This is a genomic window from Uliginosibacterium sp. sgz301328 (assembly GCF_041807905.1).
Taxonomy (GTDB): Bacteria; Pseudomonadota; Gammaproteobacteria; order Burkholderiales; family Rhodocyclaceae; genus JBGVSA01.
The window spans coordinates 13,262-32,608 of sequence record NZ_JBGVSA010000019.1; the positions used below are offsets into that span (position 1 = coordinate 13,262).

Sequence of the window (19,347 nt, forward strand, 5' to 3'; positions counted from 1 at the left end):
TCACGGGGCGATATGCTTGTATGGCGGGGCGGAGCGCTCATGGCATCGCACGTGGTGCGCCCCAAACGAGTACAGGGCGCATCAGGCCAAAGGCGCGGTCCGGTGCCTGCGATTTTTTCGATCCGTCACATTTGACGTGGCTGCCGAGGCCCGATCGCGCAATGTCCGCCGCAACAAGGCGAATCGTGCGTAGGGCTCTCGACATCGGATGGTCATCCTTAGGATGTGCGCCGGAGATCTTTCGACAGGCACATGTGGCAGCTATCGAGCGGTGGCGATCGGTCGGAGCGGCGACGAGGGTGCGCTCGCCAGCAACAAAATACCTGGCGCGACCGTCCCACTGCATACGTGATGGCGCACTGTGCATTCCGCCACATTGCGGCGTGAGGCCTTTCTATATGCGCAGCCGCTATGAAGACCGTATGCTTGCGGACCCGTACCCCAACGTAAAAATGCCGGATATGAAAATAGCCACCTGGAACGTCAACTCACTCAAGGTCCGCCTGCCCCACGTACTTGAATGGCTGGCGGCCAATCAGCCTGACGTGCTGTGCCTGCAGGAGCTCAAGTGCGAGGACAAGGCATTCCCCGTCGAAGCGTTGGTCGAGGCTGGCTATGAGTCCGCTTTCTTCGGGCAGAAGACGTACAACGGCGTGGCGATCCTGAGCCGTCGCCCGATGACTGACGTGACCTTCGGCATTCGCGGGTTCGATGACGAACAGCGGCGTGTGATCGCTGCAACGGTGGGCGACACGCGCGTGGTATGCGCGTATTTCCCCAACGGTCAGGCACCGGGCACGGACAAGTTCGCGTACAAGCTCAGTTGGTTGGCGGCGCTGACAGGCTATTTGAAGGAAGAACTTGAAAGCCACCCGGCGCTGGTGCTGGCGGGCGACTACAACATTGCGCCGGACGAGCGCGATGCGCATCCGGACTGGAAGGATGAGATCCACGTCTCTCCGCCCGAACGCGAGGCTTTCCGTGCGCTCATCGGCCTGGGGCTGACCGATGCGTTCCGCCTGTTCGAGCAGCCGGAACGCTGCTATTCGTGGTGGGACTACCGGATGTTCGCTTTCCGCCGCAATTTCGGGCTGCGCATCGACCACCTGCTGGTCTCGCAGCCCCTGGTCCCGGCAGTCAAGTCGTGCCACGTCGACAAGACGCCCCGTGCGTTGGAGCGTCCGTCGGATCATGCACCCGTGGTGGTCGAACTGACCTGACGGCGCCGCTGCGCGTGATGGGTCAGCTCGCGCGACGACCCATCACGACGGATGCCGCGACGGCCAGCGCGCAGATGATGGTGGCCGCGTCGATGCGTTCTCCGAGCCATGCCGCGCTGAACAGAATCGTCATGAACGGTTGCAGCAACTGCACCTGGCTGACACGGCACACGCCACCGATGGCCAGTGCTCGGTACCACGCGAAAAACCCAAGAAATGCGCTCACCAGGCTCACGTAGCCGAAGCCCAGCCACGCGCGCGACGGCGGCGGCAATCCGTGCTGCCAGGCGAACCAGATCGTCAGCGGCGCCAACAGCGGAAGCGCCAGCACCAAGGCCCAGCAGATCACCTGCCATCCGCCCATCTCGCGCGCCAGGCGTGCGCCTTCGGCGTAGGCGATGCCGGCCATCAGCACGGCGGCGAATATGGCGAGGTCGGCAAGACTCAGACTGCCGGCACCGGCCGACAGGGCGAACCCGGCGACGATTGCGCTGCCCGCAACACCCGCCAGCCAGAAGCGGCCCCCCGGACGTTCCCCGGCGCGCCATGCGCCGATGATGGCGGTGGCCAGAGGCAGCAAGCCGATGATGGCAGCGCCGTGCGATGCGCTGGCGTGCTGCATGGCCCACGCCGTGAGCAGCGGAAAGCCGAAGATGGCGCCGAGGATCACATAGCCCAGGCGTCTGCATTGCGCTGCCGAGGGGCGCCGTTGCCGCGTGATCCATAGCAGCGGCGCGGCGAGCAGGGCCGCGACGAACGATCGGCCCACGCCCACGAAGGCCGGAGACAGGCTCTCCACCGCCACCCGCGTCGCGGGCAGCGTCAGGCTGAATGCTGCGACGGCCAGCAGGCCCAGCCCGAGGCCGGACAAGTTGCTCGTGGCGGGCACGCTGACTGCGCGCAGCTCAGTTGTCTGCGTCGGCATGTTGGGCGCGGATGAGTTGATGCGTGCGAGTGTCGTATTCATATTGCTCGGCCGCCGCGCTCACCGTCAGCACGCGCCCGTCCGCCGACAGGCCGAGCCCGGTGACGGTGCCACGCCGGTCGTCGTGCAGGCGCGCCAACTCGCCGATGCCGTTGCGCAGCTTGATGACGCGAATGTCCCCCGTGGCAGCGTCGGCGATGTAACTGACTGATTGCGTGGCGTCGTCCACGCGCAGGGGCGAGCCGGCGTCTTCGACACGCAGCGTGCGGCCGATCCAGGTCACGGCGCCCAGCAGGATGGCGGTGATGACGATGGCCAGCACGCCGCGCCATGCGGACAGCGGGGCGAGGTGATCGAAGGCGTCGGCGGTGAGGATGAAGTCTCGGGGAGGTTCCATGATCAGGCTCCGGTTGTTCCGGCTTGACGATTTGCCGGTATGGAGCAGACACTACCGGACAATTCTGAGTATTAACCGATACACCTCGCCGATCGATTCAATGCACTGTACCGGTCGGTTCGCCATGCCAGTGCAGGAGAACCATCCATGCAGCTTTCGCTCTCGCCGGAAAGCGCCGTTCCTCTCGTCGACCAGATCGTAGGAGCGGTGCGCGGCCACATCGACGACCGCCTGCTGCGCCCGGGCGCGCGCCTGCCGGCCATCCGGCAGCTTGCCGAACGCCATGGGGTGAGCCGCTTCACGGTAGTGGAGGCCTACGACCGGTTGGTGGCGCAGGGGTATCTGCAATCGCGGCGCGGCGCGGGGTTCTTCGTCGCGGCGCGCGAGGACGCGGTGACCAGCGCCGTGCCGGCGACACAGCGCCAGCAGGCCATCGATGTGGCGTGGCTGATGCGACGCGCGCTGTCGACCGATCCGCGACTGCTGCAGGCGAGCGTGGGATGGCTGCCGCCGAGTTGGCTCGACAGCGAAGGCGTGCAGAAAGCGGTACGGCTGATGTCGCGGGCGGGGGAGGGGGCCCGCTTTGGGTGCTACGGCGAGCCCAACGGCTATCGTCCGCTGCGCGAGCAGTTGCGCATCATGCTCGGCGGCCTGGGCATCGAAGCGGCGCCCGACCAGATGGTGCTGACGCTGGGTGCCACGCAGGCGCTGGATCTGATTTCGCGCTTCATGGTCCGGCCCGGCGACACGGTGCTGGTGGACGACCCCGGGTACTTCAATCTGTTTGGCGCGCTGCGTTTGCTGGGCGCGCACCTGATCGGCGTGCCGCGGCTGGAAGACGGCCCCGACACCGAGGCACTGGAAGCGCTGGCCGCGCAGTACAAGCCGCGCCTGTTCATCACGCATTCGGTGCTGCACAACCCGACCGGCAGCAATCTGTCGCCGGCCACTGCATACCGCGTGCTGCAGACGGCCGAGCGCCACGACTTCCTGATTGTCGAGGACGATACCTACGGTGACCTGTCCCCCGCGGCCGCTACGCGACTGGCGTCGCTCGATCAGCTCAATCGCGTGATGTTTGTCGGCAGCTTTTCCAAGACACTGTCATCGAATGTGCGGGTTGGATTTGTCGCCAGTTCGCCCGCACTGGCCGAGCAGCTTGCCGACATCAAGCTGCTGACGGCGGTATCGACTTCGGAGTTTACCGAACAGATCATCCATCGCTTGCTGAGCGACGGGCACTACCGCAAACATGTGGAACGCTTGCGTAGCAGACTGGGCGAGGCGACGGTGCGTACAGCACGCATGCTGGAATCGGCGGGGCTGGAGTTCCGCTTTCCCGATTCGGGGGTGTTCATCTGGGCGAAGGTGCCGGGCGAGGAAGACGTGAGCTGGCTGGCCGAACAGGCTGAACGGCACGACATCATGCTCGCGCCGGGCAAGGTGTTCCGGCCGCAGTTGCAGCCCTCGCCCTATCTGCGCATCAACGTGGCGTATGCCAATGACGTGCGGCTGGAGCGCTTCCTGAACGAAGCGCTCGCCGCGCGCGGGTGAAAATCGTTATGCCGTGGCTGGCTTGCGCTTGATCGACCACACCAGCATGGCGATGCCGATGAGGATCATCGGCAGGCTCAGCCATTGGCCCATGGACAGATTCGCCGCCAGCAGGCCGAGGAAGGCGTCGGGCTCGCGGGCGAATTCGGCGATGAAGCGGAACACGCCATAGCCGATCAGGAACAGCGCCGAGACCATGCCCATCGGGCGCGGCTTGCGCGAGAACAGCCACAGGATCAGGAATAGCGAGAGGCCTTCGAGCGCGAACTGGTAGAGCTGCGACGGATGGCGCGCGAGCCCGAAATGCTGAAGCTGATCGAGCCTGTCGACATACGGCTGCAGTGCGCCTTGCAGTGACGGCATGGCCTGTACTGCGGCCTGGTCCTCTCCGCGGGCTTGCGGGAACACCATCGCCCACGGTGCCGAGGGTGAGGTCACGCGGCCCCAAAGCTCTCCGTTGATGAAGTTGCCCATGCGCCCGGCCGCCAGGCCCAGCGGCACCAGAGGACCGACGAAGTCGCCCACCTGCAGGAAGTGACGCCCGGTGCGGCGACCGAAGAGCCACAACGCCGTCAGCACGCCCAGAAAGCCGCCGTGGAAGCTCATGCCGCCTTGCCAGATAGCGAAAATTTCCAGCGGATGCGAGAAGTAGTAGTCGGCCTTGTAGAACAACACATAACCGAGACGGCCGCCAATGACCACGCCGAGCGCACCGTAGAACAGCAGATCGTCCAGGTCGGTGGGTTTCCAGCCCAATGCGGGCTGGGTGCGTGCACGGTACTTGCCGAGCACCAGGAACAGGATGAAGGCCACCAGATACATGAGCCCATACCAGCGGACGTGCAGGGGGCCCAGTGACAGCGCTATCGGGTCGAATTGTGGATGGACGAGCATGAGCCAGAACGGTCGGTTAGAATTGAAATCTTCTCATTGAACCACACCAAGGTGTCGCGCGCCCGCATTGCGCCAGCACGGCACCCCCAGGAGAGCCGCGATGCCGCAGTACCGTTCCCGCACTTCGACCCAGGGTCGCAACATGGCCGGCGCCCGTGCCCTGTGGCGCGCCACCGGCATGAAGGACGAAGACTTCTCGAAGCCGATCATCGCGGTCGCCAACAGCTTCACCCAGTTCGTGCCCGGCCACGTCCACCTCAAGGACCTCGGCCAGCTCGTCGCCCGCGAGATCGAAGCCGCCGGCGGCGTGGCGAAGGAATTCAACACCATCGCCGTCGATGACGGCATCGCCATGGGCCACGGCGGCATGCTGTATTCGCTGCCCTCGCGCGAACTCATCGCCGACGCCGTCGAATACATGGTCAACGCCCACTGCGCCGACGCCATGGTGTGCATCTCCAATTGCGACAAGATCACCCCCGGGATGCTGATGGCCGCCATGCGCCTGAACATCCCGACGGTGTTCGTGTCGGGCGGCCCGATGGAAGCCGGCAAGGTCATCGCCCACACTGGCGGCGCCGAAAAAATCATCAAGCTCGACCTCGTCGACGCCATGGTCAAGGCGGCTGATACGCATGTGTCCGATGCCGAAGTCGCTGAAATCGAACGTTCCGCCTGCCCGACCTGCGGCTCGTGCTCGGGCATGTTCACCGCCAATTCGATGAACTGCCTGACCGAAGCGCTCGGCCTGTCGTTGCCGGGTAACGGCACGGTGGTCGCCACGCATGCCGACCGCAAACAGCTCTTCCTGCGCGCCGGCCGCCTGATCGTCGACCTGGCCAAGCGTTACTACGAGAAGGACGACGCCTCGGTGCTGCCGCGCTCGATCGCGACTTTCGACGCCTTCCGCAACGCCATGAGCCTGGACGTGGCCATGGGGGGCTCCACCAACACCGTGCTTCACCTGCTGGCCGCCGCGCGCGAAGGCGGTGTGGATTTCACGATGAAGCACATCGACGATGTGTCGCGCCACGTGCCGTGCCTGTGCAAGGTCGCACCGGCCACCGACAAGTACCACATCGAAGACGTGCACCGCGCTGGCGGCGTGATGGGCATCCTGGGCGAGCTGGACCGCGCCGGCCTGCTCAACACCAAGGTCAATACCGTGCACGCGCCGACGCTGGGTGACGCGCTGAACCAATGGGACGTGCGCTGCGCCGAAGGCCCGGTCCATACGCTGTACAAGGCCGGCCCCGGCGGTGTGCCGACGCAGGTGGCCTTCAGCCAGGAGCGCCGCTACGAGTCGCTCGACCTCGACCGCGAAAAGGGCTGCATCCGCGACAAGGCGCATGCTTACTCGCAGGACGGCGGGCTGGCCGTGCTCTACGGCAACATCGCCCGCAACGGCTGCATCGTGAAAACCGCTGGCGTCGATGACAGCATTCTCAAGTTCACCGGCAAGGCCCGTGTGTTCGAAAGTCAGGAAGACGCGGTCGACGGCATCCTGGGTGAAAAGGTCAATGCCGGCGACGTGGTGGTGATCCGCTACGAGGGCCCGAAGGGCGGCCCGGGCATGCAGGAAATGCTCTACCCGACCTCGTACCTGAAGTCGCGCGGGCTGGGCAAGCAGTGCGCGCTGCTCACCGATGGTCGCTTCTCCGGCGGCACCTCGGGCCTGTCGATCGGCCACGCATCGCCCGAAGCCGCGATGGGCGGCGAAATCGGTCTGGTCGAAGACGGCGACTCGATCGAGATCGACATCCCGAATCGCACCATCCGCCTGGCCATCAGTGACGAAGAAATGGAGCGTCGCCGTGCCGCCATGAACGCCCGCGGCGCCAAGGCCTGGAAGCCGGTTTCGCGCGAACGTTCGGTCTCTGCCGCCCTGCAGGCCTACGCCGCACTCACCACGAGTGCCGACACGGGCGCCGTGCGCGACGTCACCCAAGTGCAGCGCTGATCGGCAGCACACAAAGTAAAAGCCCCGGCCGCTTGGCGGTCCGGGGCTTTTTTTCGTCCGACGCCGCGCGTGGCGGCTCGGGTGACGCCTGTGCTTACAGCGACGGTGCGCGCAGATGCCAGTCGGTGGCTTGCTGGAAGCGGTGGGCCACGTTGAGCAGGCGTGCCTCGGCGAAGTAATTGCCGATGAGCTGCATGCCGACGGGCATGTTGGCCGCACCGAACCCGACCGGCACCGACATGCCCGGCAGCCCGGCGAGGTTCACGCCCAGCGTGAAGACGTCCGACAGGTACATCTGCACGGGGTCGTCGGCCATCTTGCCGATTTCCCATGCCGTGGTCGGCGCCACCGGGCCGGCGATGACGTCACACTGGCCCAGCGCGCGCTGGAAGTCTTCGGCGATCAGTCGGCGCAGTTGCTGCGCCTTGATGTAGTAGGCGTCGTAGTAGCCATGCGACAGCACATACGTGCCGATGAGAATGCGGCGCTTCACTTCGGCCGAGAAGCCCTCCGCGCGGCTCTTCTCGTACATCTCGGCCAGATCCTTGTAGTCGCTGGCGCGATGACCGTAGCGCACACCGTCGAAGCGCGACAGGTTGGAGCTGGCTTCGGCCGGCGCGATGACGTAGTAGGCCGGGATCGCCAGCCTGGTGTTGGGCAGGCTTACTTCGACGGTGGTCGCGCCCAGCTTGCGCAGTTCGGCCAGAGCGGCCTCGACCGACGTGCGTACGTCGTCGGCCAGACCGTCGCCGAAATACTCGCGCGGCAGGCCGATCTTGAGGCCGTCGAGCGGGCGGGCCAGATCGCGCGTGTAGTCTTCGAGCGGGCGGTCCAGGCTGGTGGAGTCACGCGGATCGAAGCCCGCCATGGCGCCGAGCAGCAGGGCGCAGTCTTCGGCCGTGTGGGCCATCGGCCCGCCCTGATCGAGCGACGAAGCGTAGGCCACCATGCCATAGCGCGATACCACGCCGTAAGTCGGCTTGATGCCGGTGATGCCGGTGAATGCCGCCGGTTGGCGGATCGAGCCGCCAGTGTCGGTGCCGGTGCCGGCCGGGACCATGCCCGCCGCCACGGCGGCCGCTGCGCCGCCCGACGAGCCGCCGGCCACGCGATCGACGTTCCACGGGTTGCGGACCGCGCCGAAAGTGGGGTTCTCGCTGGTCGAGCCCATGGCGAACTCGTCCATGTTGGTCTTGCCCAGGCAGACCGTGCCGGCTTCCTTCAGGCGCGAGACAACGTGCGCGTCGTACGGGCTGACGAAATTGCCAAGCATCTTCGAGCCGCAGGTGGTCAGCACGCCTTCGGTACAGAACAGATCCTTGTGCGCGATAGGCACGCCGGTCAGCGGGCCGGCCTCGCCGGCTGCGATGCGGCGATCGGCGGCATCCGCCGCAGCCAATGCGCCGTCACGATCGACCGTGATGAAGGCGTTGATGGTGCCGTTGGTTCGCGCGATGCGGGCGAGGTAGTCCTCGGTCAGCTCGCGGCTGGAGACTTTTTTCTGGGCGAGCCGTTCGGCAAGCGTCTTGACGGAGGTGACGGTCATGTTGTTCTTCGGCGGGGCGCGTTGGCGGCCCGCGTCGTCGGCCGATGGTTACTGTACGAAACCCATGCCGCGCTCGATGTGGTCGATCAGGGCGTGGATGAATTTGATGTGGATTTCCTGGATGCGGTCGGCGTAGCCGAAGTGCGGTACGACGATCTCGGCGTCGGCCAGCCCGCGCATCTTGCCGGCGTCCTTGCCGGTCAGGATCACGACCTTCATGTCGCGCTCGCGGGCGGCCTTGATGGCCGCCAGGATGTTGGCTGAGTTGCCGCTGGTCGAAATGCCCAGCAGCACGTCGCCGGGACGGCCGAGTGCTTCGACCTGACGCGAGAAGATGGAATCGAAACCGTAGTCGTTGCCCACGCAGGTGATGTGCGACGGATCGGAAACGCACAGCGCGGCCAGCGCCGGGCGATTGTCGCGGTAGCGGCCAGACAGCTCTTCGGCGAAGTGCATGGCGTCGCAATGCGAGCCGCCATTGCCGCAGGTGATGACCTTGTTGCCGGCCTTGAGCGCCTCGACGAAGAGATCGCCGGCCTTTTCGGCCTGCGCCAGAATGCCCGGGTCGGCCAGTACGCGCGACAGCAGATCGGCGGCTTCGGTCAAGTGTTGGCTGAAACGTGCGCTCATTCGATTACCTTCGGTACGAGATAGAGACCCGCTTCGGCCTCCGGAGCCACGGCCTGGAAGGCTTCGCGGCGATCGGTTTCGGTCACGGCGTCGTCACGCAGGCGCTGATGCACGTCCTGCGGATGCGACATGGGCGCAACGCCGGTGGTATCGACAGCCTGCATCTGCTCGATGAGCCCGAGGATGCCGTTGAGTTTGCTGGCGGTGGCTTCCGCTTCACCGGCCGATAGTTCCAGGCGAGCAAGGCGCGCGATGCGATAAACCTGATCGAGGGATAGGGACATGGGTGGTGACGATTAAGTTATGCCCGGCTACGTAATTTTCCTGACAAATCAGTTCAAAACCTTGTGTCAGATGGGCACTTGGGGCCGACATGCGACCACAAATCTTGAAGCGCAATAGGGTAACATACCCGCCTATTTTGTTTTCCAACCACCCGGCACCCCTCAGCGCGACCTGCTGCCGCGTCCGGCGCCACTGGACCTATACATGTTCGGCTTCCTCCGCTCCTATTTTTCGAATGACCTGGCCATCGACCTGGGTACCGCCAACACGCTGATCTACGTGCGCAGCAAGGGGATCGTGCTCGATGAGCCGTCCGTGGTTGCCATCCGCACCGAAGGCGGCCCGAACCAGAAGAAGACCATCCAGGCCGTCGGCCACGCCGCCAAGCAGATGCTCGGCAAGACCCCCGGCAACATCACCGCAATCCGCCCGATGAAGGATGGCGTGATCGCCGACTTCACCGTCACTGAGCAGATGCTCAAGCAGTTCATCAAGAAGGTGCACGACTCGCGCATGTTCTCGCCGAGCCCGCGCATCATCATCTGCGTGCCTTGTGGCTCGACCCAGGTCGAGCGCCGCGCCATCCGCGAATCGGCCCTGGGCGCCGGTGCATCGAACGTGTACCTGATCGAAGAGCCGATGGCCGCCGCGATCGGCGCCGGCCTGCCGGTGGCGGACGCGACGGGCTCGATGGTGGTCGACATCGGCGGCGGCACGACCGAAGTCGGCGTGATCTCGCTGGGCGGCATGGTGTACGCCGGCAGCGTGCGCGTCGGCGGCGACAAGTTCGACGAATCGATCGTCAATTACATCCGCCGCAATTACGGCATGCTGATCGGCGAGACCACCGCCGAACTCATCAAGAAGCAGATCGGCTCGGCCTTCCCGGGCTCGGAAGTGAAGGAAATGGAAGTCAAGGGCCGCAACCTGGCCGAAGGCATTCCGCGCAGCTTCACCATCTCGTCGAACGAAATCCTCGAAGCGCTGACTGATCCTCTGAATTCGATCGTGTCGGCCGTCAAGATCGCGCTTGAGCAGACTCCGCCGGAACTGGGCGCCGACATCGCCGAACGTGGCATGGTGCTGACCGGCGGCGGTGCGCTGCTGCGCGACCTCGACCGCCTGCTGATGGAAGAGACCGGCCTGCCGGTGATCGTGGCCGAAGACCCGCTGACCTGCGTGGTGCGCGGCTCGGGCATGGCGCTCGAGAAAATGGACAAGCTCGGTTCGATCTTCGCCTCCGAGTAACACACGAAGTACGCAACAAGGAGGCAGCAGGGTGAAGATCATCGGTCTGGCGCACTTGAAGACACCGATGTCCCGCCCGCTGTCCTCTTCCTCCCCCGCCTGAGCTCCCCATGTCTGTCGTCGGCCATCAGCCGCCTCCGTTCTTTCGACGCGGTCTGCCGCCTGCAGCCAAGCTGACGCTGTACCTGGCGCTCTCGCTCGGCCTGTTGGTCGGCGACCTGCAATTGCGGTACCTCGACAATCTGCGCCAGGGCGTGGCGATCCTTACCTATCCGCTCCAGATCGCTGCCGCTACGCCGGGCGAATTCCTGCACAACGCCGGCAAGTACTTTTCGGGGCTCGTCGGGCTGGAGGCCGAAAACAAGCGCCTGAAGGCCGAGCAACTGACCGACGCGCGCGACCTGCTGCGCCTGTCGCAGCTCCAGCACGAAAACGACCAATTGCGCGGGTTGCTGAAGATGCGCGAACGCGTGCCGGTCAGTTCGACGGCGGCCGAAGTGCTGTTCTCGGCGCGCGACCCGTTCTCGCTGAAGGTCATCATCGACAAGGGCGGCAACGCCGGCATCGAATCGGGGCTGGCGGTCGTCGATGGGCAAGGCGTCATCGGACAGGTGACGCGCGTGTTTCCCATGAATGCCGAAGTCACGCTGCTGACCGACAAGAATCAGGCGATTCCGGTCGTCATCGAGCGCAGCGGCCTGCGCGCGGTGATGTTTGGCACCGGCGGCGGGCTGATGGAGCTGCGCTATCTGGCCGCAAACGCCGATGTGCGTCCCGGCGACCGCATCCTGACTTCGGGTCTCGATGGCGTCTTCGTGCCGGGGCTGCCCGTGGCAACCGTGGTTGGCAGCACGCACAGCGCGGGCGAGCCCTTCGTACGCATCATCTGCAAGCCCATCGGTGGCGTGGAGCAGGCCGGTTCGGTGCTGGTGCTCGGCCGTTCCACCGGCGCGCCGATGCGCCCGCAGGAAGACACCGCCGATCCGCAGCGCTCGATCTCGGGCCGCATCCATCGTCCGGCCAACGCTGCCGATGCCTCCGCGCCCGTCGCGTCTGCGTCGCAAGCCCCGGCGGCTCCTGTCGCCGCACAGTCGCGCCCGATGGCCCGCCCCGCGCAGCGTCCAAATGCCTCGGCGCCGGCCGCACGTCCGGTACGCCCCAATGCCTCCGCCCCGGTGGCGCGACAACCGATTCCCTGATCGCCATGCCGACCCAAGCCACCCACAGTTCCAGCCGCATTCTGCTTCCGGTTCGCATGAGCTTTGTCGTGCTCAGCCTGCTGCTGGCATTGGTGCTGCATTTCGTGCCGGTGGGCCGTTTCTACGCTGTGCCTGACTTCGTGGCGCTCGTGCTGGCCTTCTGGTGCGTGCGCGAGCCGTTGCGCGTGGGCATGGGCACCGGTTTTCTGCTCGGCATGGTGGTCGATGTCGCGCATGGATCGGTGATGGGCCAGCATGCGATGGCCTACGTGCTGCTCGCCTATGCTGCAGGAGAGAGTTCGCGTCGCCTGTTGTGGTTCGGGCCGTCGGCGCAGGCGCTGCACATGACCCCGCTGTTCCTCATGACGCAGGTCGTCATGCTGCTGATTCGCCTGATGGCGGGCGGCCGCTTCCCCGGTTGGGAGTATTTCTTTTCGACGTTCACCACCGCCGCGTTGTGGCTGCCCATGCACTATCTGCTGCTGATTCCGCAGATGCGTCCCATCGACCGCGACGAGAACCGGCCGCTGTGAACCACATGTTTTTCGCGCGCTCATTGCGCACCGGGAACATCCGGATGCGCGGGCCGGTCTCTCTGGCGCTGTCTGTCGCCGGTGCGCATCGCTGAACCATGGAATTCAAACCCGCCGAACAGGAAGTCTCGCGCTTTCGCGCCCGCGTCGTCGTGGCCGCGCTGGTGGCGCTCGTCTGCTTCGGCCTGATCGTCTCGCGCTTCGTCTATCTGCAGGTCCTGCGTCACGATTACTACGCGACGCGCGCCGAGAACAACCGGATCTCGCTGGTGCCGGTGGTGCCCAACCGTGGCCTCATCATGGATCGCAACGGAGCGGTGCTGGCGCGCAACTACTCGGCATATACGCTCGAAATCACGCCCGGCAAGGTGCAGAACCTCGACGCAACGATCGATGATCTGGCCGAGATCGTCGACATCCAGGCCAAGGATCGCCGCCGCTTCAAGAAGCTGCTGGAAGAGTCCAAGAACTTCGATTCGCTGCCCATCCGCACGCGGCTGACCGACGAAGAGGTCGCGCGCTTCATCGCCCAGCGTTACCGCTTTACCGGCGTGGACGTGAAGGCGCGGCTGTTCCGCCAGTATCCGAACGGCGAGTTCGCGTCGCACGTGCTGGGCTACATCGGTCGGATCAACGCGACCGAAATGGCCAAGATCGAAGAAGACGAAGATCTCCAGGCCAACTATCGCGGCACCGAGCACATCGGCAAGGCGGGTGTCGAACAGTTCTACGAACGCGAGCTTCACGGCACGACCGGCTTCGAGCAGGTCGAGGTGGACGCCGCCGGTCGCGCCGTGCGCGCGCTATCGAGCATTCCTCCGGTGCCGGGCAACAATCTCGTGCTGACCATGGACGCTGAGTTGCAGCGCATCGCCGAACAGGCCTTCGGCAACCGGCGCGGTGCCCTGGTGGCCATCGAGCCGGGCACGGGAGGGGTGCTGGCGCTGGTGTCCAAGCCGACCTATGACCCGAACCTGTTCGTCGATGGCATCGATACGCAGAACTGGAACGCGCTGAACAATTCGCCGGATCATCCGCTGCTCAACCGCGCCATCTACTCCGCCTACCCGCCGGGCTCCACCTTCAAGCCCTTTATGGCGCTGGCCGCGCTCGAAACCGGCAAGCGCACGCCCGAGCAGGCCATCGCCGACCCTGGTTATTTCATCTTCGGCAACAACCGTTTCCGCGACGACAAGCCGGGCGGCCACGGCATGGTCGACATGATCAAATCGATCGTGGTGTCGTGCGACACGTATTACTACATGCTCGCCAACGACATGGGCATCGACCTGATTGCCAAGTTCATGGGCGAGATGGGTTTCGGTTCCCGGACCGGCATCGACATCAGCGGCGAATCGACGGGCGTGTTGCCCTCGCAGGAATGGAAGAAGCGCCGCTTCAAGAAGCCCGAGCAGCAGAAGTGGTACGCGGGCGAGACGATCTCCATCGGGATCGGGCAGGGCTACAACTCGTACACGCCGCTGCAGCTCGCGCACGCTACCGCCACGCTGGCTGCCGGCGGCGTCATGTTCAAGCCGCACGTGGTGCGCTATATCGACAGCGCGCAGAACGGCCAGCGCCGCGTGGTCGAGCCCACGCCCGTCAAGACGCTGCCCTACAAGCCTCAGAACATCGACGTCATCACCAAGGCCATGGTCGGCGTGACCAAATGGGGAACGGCCGCGCGCGTGTTTGCCGGCGCCAAGTACGAATCCGCGGGCAAGACCGGCACGGCTCAGGTGTTCTCCCTCAAGGGCGCCAAGTACCAGGAAAGCTCCACCCATGAGCGCCTGCGCGATCACGCGCTGTACATCGGTTACGCGCCGGCCGACCATCCGACCATTGCCGTGGCGGTGATCGTCGAGAATGGCGGCTGGGGGGCTTCGGCCGCCGCGCCGATCGCGCGCCAGATCTTCGATTACTACCTGACCGGCAAGAAGCCGCAAGGGCCGGCACCGGAAGATCCGGAAGCGGTGGACGAATGAACGCGAATCTCAATCCGCTCTATTACCTGAAGAAGATCGTCTCGCCGCTTGATCCGTGGCTGCTCGGCATCCTCGCCGTCCTGCTGGGTTTCGCGTACGTGCTGATGATGAGCGCGTCGCCTGAGCGGCTGGAGTCGCACACGCTCAATCTCGTCGTCGCGCTGCTGGCGATGTGGGTGGTCGCCAGCATTCCGCCGCAGCGCCTGTCTTCGCTCGCGCTGCCCCTGTACGTGGTGGGAGTGTTGCTGCTGGTGGCGGTTGCGACGGTGGGCGAGGTGAGCAAGGGCGCGCAGCGCTGGCTCAACATCGGCATCATGCGTATCCAGCCGTCGGAGCTCATGAAGATCGCCATGCCGCTGATGCTGGCGTGGTATTTCCAGAAGCGCGAGGGCAGCCTGCGGTTCTACGACTTTGTCGCCGCCATCGTGTTGCTCGGCGTGCCGCTGGCGCTGATCGCCAAGCAACCCGACCTGGGCACGGCGATCCTCGTGCTGGGCGCGGGTTTCTTCGTGATCTTCTTCGCGGGCCTGTCGTGGAAGCTGATCGTGCCGGTCAGCATCCTCGGCGTGGTGGCCATCATCGGCATCATCAGCTACGAAACCCAGATCTGTGCGCCGGGCGTGGAATGGCCAGGCCTGCGCGAATACCAGAAGCATCGCGTGTGTACGCTGCTCGACCCTTCGTCCGACCCGCTCGGCAAGGGCTTTCACACCATCCAGTCGACCATCGCGGTGGGGTCCGGCGGCATCGTCGGCAAGGGCTGGCGGCAGGGCACGCAGACGCATCTCGATTTCCTTCCCGAACGCCATACCGACTTCATCCTCGCCGTGCTGTCCGAAGAGTTCGGGCTGGTCGGCGTAGGCGTGTTGATCGTGCTGTACCTGCTGTTGCTGGCGCGCGGCTTTGCCATTGCGCTCAATGCCACGACGATGTTTGCGCGGCTGCTGGCCGGTGCCATCACGATGAATTTCTTCACCTATGCGTTCGTGAACATGGGGATGGTCAGCGGCATCCTGCCGGTGGTGGGCGTGCCGCTTCCGCTGGTAAGCTACGGCGGCACCGCACTGGTCACCCTGTGCATCGGCATGGGTTTGTTGATGAGCATCCAGCGCCAGCGCGTGCGACTGTCCGAGTGATTGTCTGGAGCGCGCATGAAGCAGTCCGGCCAGCAGCGACGAACGAGCCTTCCGGCGTGTGGCGCCCTTGTCCCCGCCCTGTGCATTGCCGCCTTGCTGGCTGCCTGTTCCACCGCACCGACCACGCCCGACTCGGGTAGCAGCGGCGCACCGTCCGCCACCAAACCGGCGCCGTCCAAGCCCGCACAAGGCACCGCCAAGCGCGGCGGCGGTTACTACAAGGACGACGGTCCGGACGACAATCCGCCAGACAATCTTGCCGACGTGCCCGACGCGGTGCCCAGGCTGGAGCCGCTGCATCGCTTTGCCAATCGACCCTATACGGCGCTCGGCCAGAACTACACGCCGCGACTCGAGATCGGCCCCTACACCGAACGCGGTGTGGCCAGCTGGTATGGCAAGAAATTCCACGGCGCCAACACGTCGAGCGGCGAACCGTACGACATGTATGCCATGACGGCGGCGCATCCGACGCTGCCGATTCCGAGCTATGCGCGTGTCACCAACCTCGATAACGGGCGCTCAGTCATCGTGCGCATCAACGACAGAGGCCCGTTCCACTCCAGCCGCGTCATCGATCTGTCATACACCGCCGCGTGGAAGCTGGGTTACGTGAACAAAGGCTCCACGCGCGTGGAGGTCCAGGCAATCGTGCCCGGTGATGTGGCCATCATCGCCGCGACGCCGGACAAGACGCCTGCCGGCAAGTCGTCCGCCGACACGCCCGACCCCATCGCGCAGTTGATCGCGGCGGATGCTGGCGCCGTGGCGGTGAGCGAGCCGAGCGGCGCGTCCATCGCACGCGGCATATTCCTGCAACTGGGTGTGTTCAGTGACTCGCGCAACGCGGATAGCTTCCGCGATTACGTGCAGACCGAACTGAAGTGGCTGCCCAAGACGCTCGCGGTGTTCAATGGCGACGACGGACGCTATCGGCTGCAGCTCGGTCCGTTCGATGACACGCAGTCGGCACGCACCACCGCCGACCGCATCGCCCAGTCGCTCAAGCTCAAGCCGTTTCTCGTCCAGCGCTGAGCGGACTCAGTAAGCCATCGAATCGTAGGTGGGCCGACGGCCTTCCAGCGACAGCGTGACCTCGTTCGGTGCGCACACCGCCACGGCGCCGCTGCGCGCCAGCCACCCTTGTTTGACGCAGTATTGTCGAGGGCCGGGGTCCGACTGCACGCGCGCCCGCCCCGGGGCCACTTCGATCCGTGTGAGTCCGATCGGCCCTGAGACATCGAAATGCGCGGTGTGGTCCAGCGGGAGCTTTGCCACGATCTGCCCCCTCGCCCGGACCACCGCCACCTGCGGCGCGTCGCCGCGCCAGAACGTCGCGCCCAGCGCCACGGTGAGGCTCGCCCCGGCCACAAATACCAGTACGTCGCCCGCGCGAATGTAGCGATGCCAGTCGCGGGCAGCCATGGTTACTTGAGCGAGCGGTGGCGCACCAGCACCTTGACCTGTCCGGTGAATTGCCGGGCCAGCCATTCGGCCAGATACACCGAGCGATGCTGGCCGCCAGTGCAGCCGATGCCGACGGTGAGGTAGCTGCGCCCGTCGCGCACGAAGCTGGGCAACCAGTCCCCGACGAATTTGTGGATGTCCTGCGCCATGCGGTGCACGTCCGGCGAGGCTTCGAGAAAATCGATCACCTCGCGGTCCTTGCCGGTGAAGGGCCGCAGGCTCGGGTCCCAATAGGGGTTGGGCAGGCAGCGCACGTCGAAGACCATATCGGCGTCGACCGGGATGCCATGCTTGAAGCCGAAGGACTGGAACAACAGCGTCAGGCCGGCGCCGGGGGCTGCGTTGATGATGTCCTTGACCCAGGTGCGCAGCGTATTGGGGTGCAGGTCGCTGGTATCGATGCGGTGGCCGATTTCGCCGACCTGGGCGAGCAGGTCGCGCTCGCGCGCGATGGCTTCTTCAATGGTCAGTCCGAGCTCGGACAGCGGATGGCGCCGCCGTGTCTCAGAGAAGCGCGCCACCAGCGTTTCATCGCGCGAATCCAGGAAGATGAAGCGCAGGTCGCCCACGCGGGCCCGCAGTGCCGCCACCGCTTCGGGCACGTTTTCGATCGACGCCCCCGAACGCACATCGACCGCTACGCCCACCCGTTGGTAACCGGCCGCATCGAGATTGTCGATCAGCCCCGGCAGCAGGGCCACGGGGAGGTTATCGACACAGTAGTAGCCCGCGTCTTCCAGCACGTTGAGCGCGATGCTCTTGCCGGAGCCGGACAGGCCGCTGATCAGGGTGAGTTGCATGGCAGAAACCGGTTGATGGCATTGAGACAGCGTGCCGATGTTACGACGGGGACATGAAAACAGGAACCGTCTCCGGGCCACCGCAGGCACGCGCCGGAATTTTCCGTCATTGGTGCTACTCCCTATTTGAAAAAGAAACGCCCACGCTACATTCAGATGTTATGGTCTGGACCGATTCAGAACGGTCCGGAACTCGTGAGTACGTTGCGGGGATGTCGGGGGACACTCACTTGCATTACACCTTCGATTTTCAATCGGTCTTCGCGGCCTGGCCGCTGTTGTTGGGCGGCACGTGGCTGACGGTCAAGCTGTCGCTCCTGGCGATGGTGATCGGCCTGTGCATCGCGATCGTGGGCGCCCTGTGCAAGACCAACGGGCCGAAATGGCTGCGCTTCATCGTCAATGTCTACATAGAGCTGATCCGGAACACGCCGTTCCTCGTGCAGCTGTTCTTTTTCTTCTTCGGCCTGCCGGCCATGGGTGTGACGCTGTCGCCCAACACCGCCGCGCTGATTGCGATGTTCGTGAATGTGGGCGCATACGCCACGGAAATCATCCGCGCGGGCATCGAGTCCATCAATCGCGGGCAGATCGAAGCCGGCCTGGCGCTCAATCTGAGTCGGCTGCAGGTGTTCCGCTTCATCATCCTCAAGCCTGCATTGCGCGCGATCTATCCGGCGCTGACGAGCCAGTTCATCCTGCTGATGCTGACTTCCGCCGTGGTGTCGGCCATCTCGGCCAACGACCTGACGTCGGTGGCGGCCAAACTGCAGTCCGATACCTTCAAGAGCTTCGAGATCTACATCGTGGTGACGGCGATCTACCTCGTGCTGTCGCAATTGTTCTCGCTGCTCTTCCGCGTCATCTACCGCGCCAATTTCAACTACCCGGAGGGCCGCTGACATGTTGCGCGACTTCGGCATGGGCGATTTCTGGTTCATCGTGTTCGCCGCACGCTGGACGATCCTGCTGTCTCTGGTGGCTTTCGTCGGCGGTGCGTTTGGCGGGCTGATCCTGGCGTTGGCACGGACTTCGCGCGTGCGCGCACTGGAATGGGCGGCGAGCCTGTTCATCCAGGTATTCCAGGGCACACCGCTGCTGATGCAGTTGTTCCTGGTGTTTTTCGGTGCCCCCGTACTTGGTATCAACATCAATCCGTGGATCGCTGCGGCCATCGCCCTGGCGTTCAACACCAGCGCCTTTCTTGGCGAAATCTGGCGCGGCTGCATCCAGGCGGTGCCGCGCGGCCAGTGGGAAGCCGCCGATGCGCTCAGCCTGCATTACACGGACCGCATGCGCTTCGTGGTGCTTCCGCAGGCGCTCAAGATTGCTTTGCCGCCCACCGTCGGCTATCTGGTGCAGGTCATCAAGGGCACTTCGCTGGCAGCCATCATCGGTTTCGTCGAGCTGACGCGCGCGGGGCAGGTGATCAACAACGCCACTTTCGAACCGCTGATCGTGTTCGGCCTCGTGGCCGGCATCTACTTCATCTTGTGCTGGCCGCTGTCGCTTTGGAGCGCGCGGCTCGAACGCCGATACGCGGCCGCGCTGGCTCGCTGACGCGGCTC

19 protein-coding genes are annotated in these 19,347 nt (G+C 64.9%); 11 read left to right on the forward strand and 8 right to left on the reverse strand.

Annotation, left to right across the window (positions count from 1 at the left end; translation table 11 throughout):
- The first annotated feature begins 461 nt into the window (after positions 1 to 461).
- Positions 462 to 1,220: an exodeoxyribonuclease III gene (gene xth, locus ACDA63_RS14500; protein WP_373663985.1), complete on the forward strand. Its 759-nt coding sequence runs from the start codon at positions 462 to 464 to the stop codon at positions 1,218 to 1,220.
- 22 nt (positions 1,221 to 1,242) lie between these two features.
- Here xth and ACDA63_RS14505 read toward each other — a convergent pair whose 3' ends face one another.
- Positions 1,243 to 2,187, reverse strand: coding sequence for a DMT family transporter (locus ACDA63_RS14505; RefSeq protein ID WP_373663986.1), 945 nt, complete (start codon positions 2,185 to 2,187; stop codon positions 1,243 to 1,245).
- Positions 2,126 to 2,542 carry a hypothetical protein gene (locus tag ACDA63_RS14510; protein WP_373663987.1) on the reverse strand — a complete coding sequence of 139 codons (417 nt, stop codon included), beginning with the start codon at positions 2,540 to 2,542 and terminating at the stop codon, positions 2,126 to 2,128. Before ACDA63_RS14510 ends, ACDA63_RS14505 begins: the two co-directional genes overlap by 62 nt.
- A gap of 147 nt (positions 2,543 to 2,689) precedes the next feature.
- Here ACDA63_RS14510 and ACDA63_RS14515 point away from each other — a divergent pair, with 147 nt between their 5' ends.
- On the forward strand, positions 2,690 to 4,096 hold the full coding sequence (locus ACDA63_RS14515; protein ID WP_373663988.1) for a PLP-dependent aminotransferase family protein: 1,407 nt from the start codon (positions 2,690 to 2,692) through the stop codon (positions 4,094 to 4,096).
- 6 nt (positions 4,097 to 4,102) lie between these two features.
- On the opposite strand, the gene lgt is transcribed toward ACDA63_RS14515, so the two are convergent.
- The gene (lgt, locus tag ACDA63_RS14520; protein WP_373663989.1) at positions 4,103 to 4,990 is read right to left on the reverse strand and encodes a prolipoprotein diacylglyceryl transferase; all 888 of its coding nucleotides are present in this window, start codon (positions 4,988 to 4,990) and stop codon (positions 4,103 to 4,105) included.
- Positions 4,991 to 5,090: 100 nt separating this feature from the next.
- Between lgt and ilvD the strand changes: the two genes are divergently transcribed.
- Entirely contained in the window at positions 5,091 to 6,950 is a 1,860-nt protein-coding gene (ilvD, locus tag ACDA63_RS14525) for a dihydroxy-acid dehydratase (protein ID WP_373663990.1), read from the forward strand.
- A gap of 94 nt (positions 6,951 to 7,044) precedes the next feature.
- Here the strand turns inward: ilvD and gatA are convergent, their stop codons facing one another.
- Genes gatA through gatC form a run of 3 tightly spaced genes read right to left on the reverse strand, consistent with a single transcriptional unit; the run spans position 7,045 to position 9,410 of the window.
- Entirely contained in the window at positions 7,045 to 8,496 is a 1,452-nt protein-coding gene (gatA, locus tag ACDA63_RS14530; protein WP_373663991.1) for an Asp-tRNA(Asn)/Glu-tRNA(Gln) amidotransferase subunit GatA, read from the reverse strand.
- A gap of 48 nt (positions 8,497 to 8,544) precedes the next feature.
- Positions 8,545 to 9,126 carry a D-sedoheptulose 7-phosphate isomerase gene (lpcA, locus tag ACDA63_RS14535; protein ID WP_373663992.1) on the reverse strand — a complete coding sequence of 194 codons (582 nt, stop codon included), beginning with the start codon at positions 9,124 to 9,126 and terminating at the stop codon, positions 8,545 to 8,547.
- Positions 9,123 to 9,410 carry an Asp-tRNA(Asn)/Glu-tRNA(Gln) amidotransferase subunit GatC gene (gene gatC, locus ACDA63_RS14540; protein ID WP_373663993.1) on the reverse strand — a complete coding sequence of 96 codons (288 nt, stop codon included), beginning with the start codon at positions 9,408 to 9,410 and terminating at the stop codon, positions 9,123 to 9,125. Before gatC ends, lpcA begins: the two co-directional genes overlap by 4 nt.
- A 205-nt stretch (positions 9,411 to 9,615) precedes the next feature.
- Here gatC and ACDA63_RS14545 point away from each other — a divergent pair, with 205 nt between their 5' ends.
- The 6 genes from ACDA63_RS14545 to ACDA63_RS14570 all read left to right on the forward strand — a co-directional run bounded on the left by ACDA63_RS14545 (position 9,616) and on the right by ACDA63_RS14570 (position 16,547).
- Positions 9,616 to 10,659, forward strand: coding sequence for a rod shape-determining protein (locus tag ACDA63_RS14545; protein ID WP_373663994.1), 1,044 nt, complete (start codon positions 9,616 to 9,618; stop codon positions 10,657 to 10,659).
- A 110-nt stretch (positions 10,660 to 10,769) separates the two neighbouring features.
- Positions 10,770 to 11,858: a rod shape-determining protein MreC gene (gene mreC / locus ACDA63_RS14550; protein ID WP_373663995.1), complete on the forward strand. Its 1,089-nt coding sequence runs from the start codon at positions 10,770 to 10,772 to the stop codon at positions 11,856 to 11,858.
- Positions 11,859 to 11,863: 5 nt separating this feature from the next.
- A complete protein-coding gene (mreD, locus tag ACDA63_RS14555) occupies positions 11,864 to 12,391 on the forward strand; it encodes a rod shape-determining protein MreD (protein ID WP_373663996.1) in 528 nt (175 codons plus the stop codon).
- Between the two features lie 98 nt (positions 12,392 to 12,489).
- Positions 12,490 to 14,376 carry a penicillin-binding protein 2 gene (gene mrdA / locus ACDA63_RS14560; protein WP_373663997.1) on the forward strand — a complete coding sequence of 629 codons (1,887 nt, stop codon included), beginning with the start codon at positions 12,490 to 12,492 and terminating at the stop codon, positions 14,374 to 14,376.
- On the forward strand, positions 14,373 to 15,512 hold the full coding sequence (gene rodA / locus ACDA63_RS14565; protein WP_373663998.1) for a rod shape-determining protein RodA: 1,140 nt from the start codon (positions 14,373 to 14,375) through the stop codon (positions 15,510 to 15,512). The genes mrdA and rodA overlap by 4 nt, the downstream gene beginning before the upstream one ends.
- Positions 15,513 to 15,527: 15 nt before the next feature.
- Entirely contained in the window at positions 15,528 to 16,547 is a 1,020-nt protein-coding gene (locus ACDA63_RS14570; RefSeq protein WP_373663999.1) for a septal ring lytic transglycosylase RlpA family protein, read from the forward strand.
- A 6-nt stretch (positions 16,548 to 16,553) separates the two neighbouring features.
- Here the strand turns inward: ACDA63_RS14570 and ACDA63_RS14575 are convergent, their stop codons facing one another.
- Together ACDA63_RS14575 and rapZ are read right to left on the reverse strand one after the other, a co-directional pair.
- On the reverse strand, positions 16,554 to 16,937 hold the full coding sequence (locus ACDA63_RS14575; RefSeq protein ID WP_373664000.1) for a NusG domain II-containing protein: 384 nt from the start codon (positions 16,935 to 16,937) through the stop codon (positions 16,554 to 16,556).
- Between the two features lie 2 nt (positions 16,938 to 16,939).
- On the reverse strand, positions 16,940 to 17,779 hold the full coding sequence (gene rapZ / locus ACDA63_RS14580; protein ID WP_373664001.1) for an RNase adapter RapZ: 840 nt from the start codon (positions 17,777 to 17,779) through the stop codon (positions 16,940 to 16,942).
- Between the two features lie 230 nt (positions 17,780 to 18,009).
- Here rapZ and ACDA63_RS14585 point away from each other — a divergent pair, with 230 nt between their 5' ends.
- Together ACDA63_RS14585 and ACDA63_RS14590 are read left to right on the forward strand one after the other, a co-directional pair.
- Complete coding sequence (locus tag ACDA63_RS14585; protein ID WP_373664002.1) at positions 18,010 to 18,681, forward strand: amino acid ABC transporter permease; 672 nt, start codon at positions 18,010 to 18,012, stop codon at positions 18,679 to 18,681.
- A gap of 1 nt (position 18,682) precedes the next feature.
- Positions 18,683 to 19,339 (forward strand): amino acid ABC transporter permease, encoded by a 657-nt coding sequence (locus ACDA63_RS14590; protein ID WP_373664003.1) that lies wholly within the window; start codon positions 18,683 to 18,685, stop codon positions 19,337 to 19,339.
- Positions 19,340 to 19,347 lie beyond the last annotated feature (8 nt).